Source organism: Bradyrhizobium sp. SRS-191 (assembly GCF_024586915.1).
Taxonomy (GTDB): domain Bacteria; phylum Pseudomonadota; class Alphaproteobacteria; order Rhizobiales; family Xanthobacteraceae; genus Bradyrhizobium.
Genome location: NZ_JANBVS010000061.1, coordinates 1 through 2,107, shown reverse-complemented (window position 1 = coordinate 2,107; position 2,107 = coordinate 1). Strand labels below are relative to the sequence as shown.

The 2,107-nt window shown below is 65.2% G+C and carries 2 protein-coding genes and 1 pseudogene; all 3 read left to right on the top strand.

What is annotated here, in order from left to right; all coding sequences use genetic code 11:
* The first annotated feature begins 292 nt into the window (after positions 1–292).
* Positions 293–931 carry a TetR/AcrR family transcriptional regulator gene (locus NLR35_RS33915; protein ID WP_257170888.1) on the top strand — a complete coding sequence of 213 codons (639 nt, stop codon included), beginning with the start codon at positions 293–295 and terminating at the stop codon, positions 929–931.
* A 244-nt stretch (positions 932–1,175) separates the two neighbouring features.
* Positions 1,176–1,838 (top strand): DUF3313 domain-containing protein, encoded by a 663-nt coding sequence (locus tag NLR35_RS33910; RefSeq protein WP_257170887.1) that lies wholly within the window; start codon positions 1,176–1,178, stop codon positions 1,836–1,838.
* A gap of 31 nt (positions 1,839–1,869) precedes the next feature.
* Positions 1,870–2,107: pseudogene (locus tag NLR35_RS33905) on the top strand (DUF2147 domain-containing protein); the annotation flags it as partial.

Genomic DNA, 2,107 nt, shown 5'->3' with positions numbered 1-2,107 from the left:
TCTTCGGCTCCTGCGCCATTGCCGTAGCGGTAAGGCCGCAAGCCAGCAGGACACCAAGCAACACTCGTTTTGGCATGTCTTATTCTTTCTCAAGCGCGGCCGGCCGTGGAGCTTCTCGGCGTGTTCACGCGCGACGCAACGGCCGGCCCATCCCAGTCCCCATCCGGGGCGAAGGCTCACACAGTCTCATTCCGCGCCGCAAGATGAAAGTCTCGACAGGGTTCGCACAAAAAATGTACAGCGCGTCCTGTTTTGGCTTGATTCAAGTTGGCGTCACGAGGACAAGTGCCAGATGGATAACGCCACTCGGTCTGAACGCTCCCGCAACGCCGCGCTCGATGCGGCCATCGCGATCATCGCACGCGACGGCCCCGGTCGCCTGACGCTCGATGCCATCGCGCGTGAAAGCGGGCTGAGCAAAGGCGGCGTGATGCATCAATTCCGCACCAAGGAGGCCGTGCTGAAGGCGCTGCTCGAACGGCAGATGGCGCATTTCGAGCAGTTTTCGAGCAGCACCCTGGCCGAGCTGAGCAAGAGCTCGCCGAATCCCCATCTGGCAACGCAGCTGGCGACAGTGCGGGAGGCGGCGACGTCGCCGAATTCCGCTGCGCTGGCGCTGGTCGCGGCGATGGTCGAGTATCCCGGCCTGATGTCGCTGCCCCGCGAACGCGAGAAGGAGCGGATGGCCGCCATCAAGGAAGAAGCGGCCGATCCCGATCTGGCGATGCTGCGCTGGGCCGCGGCCATGGGACTGCTTCTGAGTTCGCTGTTCGGGATGTCGCCGCTGAGCAAGGACGAGCACCAGCGGCTTTATGGCCGGCTGCTCGACGACGCGCGATGGACCGGCCTCGGAAAGCCGGCCGCCAGGCTTGCTGACAAGCCGGCCCGGCAGGCAGCAGCAAAGGTTGCGCGCCCGCGCAAGCGCGTCTGATTCGCCGTTAACGATCTCCTGCGCCGCGTCCGCCCAGACAGCCCCTGCGGCGAAATGCGGCTGAGCATCATTTCTGTAGTTTACAAACCGTCTAGTCGGTTTTATAGATCGTCGTGCTGAGGCGGCCTGGTCCTCTGAAACGGCCCCGGAGGGGGACCAGAGCCGGCCAAGTGAGCGCCGCAGCCGCGCGTGGTCCCGCGCGCGGCTGCGGTCCCAGCCGTGATGATGCAAAGAGGAGTCTGGAATGGATCGCTCGATCGCCTTGCGCGGTCTGGGAATGCTGCTGGTCGGCACGGCCGTCGCCGGTTGTGCCACGGTTGCACCCTTGCCCTATTCCGAGATGGCATCGTCCGCCTATCTGGCGCCGGATCCCGCCGACAGATCGGGGCGCGTCCCCTATCGCTATTCCACCAGCGTCGACTGGCGGGCCTACAACAAGGTCGTCCTCGAGCCGGTCGTGATCTATTGCGGCAGGGATCACCAGTTCGGCGACATGTCGGACAAGGACAAGCTCGCGCTCGCCGGTTACATGCAGACCCGTTTTGCCGATCGTCTGCGCGGACGCTTCACGCTCGTGCGCGATCGCGCACCCAGCACGCTGCGAATCCGGCTCACGCTGACCGGCGCGGTCGCCAACACGCCGGTGTTGGGCACCCTCTCTCGTTTCGATCTTGCCGGCGCGGTCTACAACGGCGTTCAGGCAGCCCGCGACGGCGAGGGCATGATGACCGGTTCGGTGATCTACGGCGTCGAGATCTTCGACGCCACGAGTTCCCGCCTGCTCTCGGCCTACGTCACCAAGCAATATCCGCCGGCGTACGACATCAAGGCCAGCCTCGGTGCGCTGGCGGCGGCCAATGCTGGCATCGACAAGGGCGCGGACGCCCTCGTCGCCCAATTCAACTGACCCTGCCATCCCACGACGAGAGGTGCCGCTGATGACTATCCTGCTTCGCTTCCTGCTGCGAATCGCAATCACGGTCACCGTGATGATCATGGGAGGGCGTGCCGGCGCCGCCGGACCGGCCGATCCCAGCGGCACCTGGCTGGTTGAGGACGGCCGGGCCCGAATCCGGCTGGAGCGCTGCGGGCCGCAGCACGACCGGATCTGCGGTTTCATCGTCTGGATGAAAGAACCTGCCGACAAGCGCGGCCAGCCCTACCGCGACAGCGAGA

What these genes read in the sequence shown, in the direction of transcription:
- NLR35_RS33910 (WP_257170887.1), top strand. Translation starts at nt 1,176, where the DNA reads ATGGATCGCTCGATCGCCTTGCGCGGTCTGGGAATGCTGCTGGTCGGC.
- NLR35_RS33915 (WP_257170888.1), top strand. Translation starts at nt 293, where the DNA reads ATGGATAACGCCACTCGGTCTGAACGCTCCCGCAACGCCGCGCTCGAT.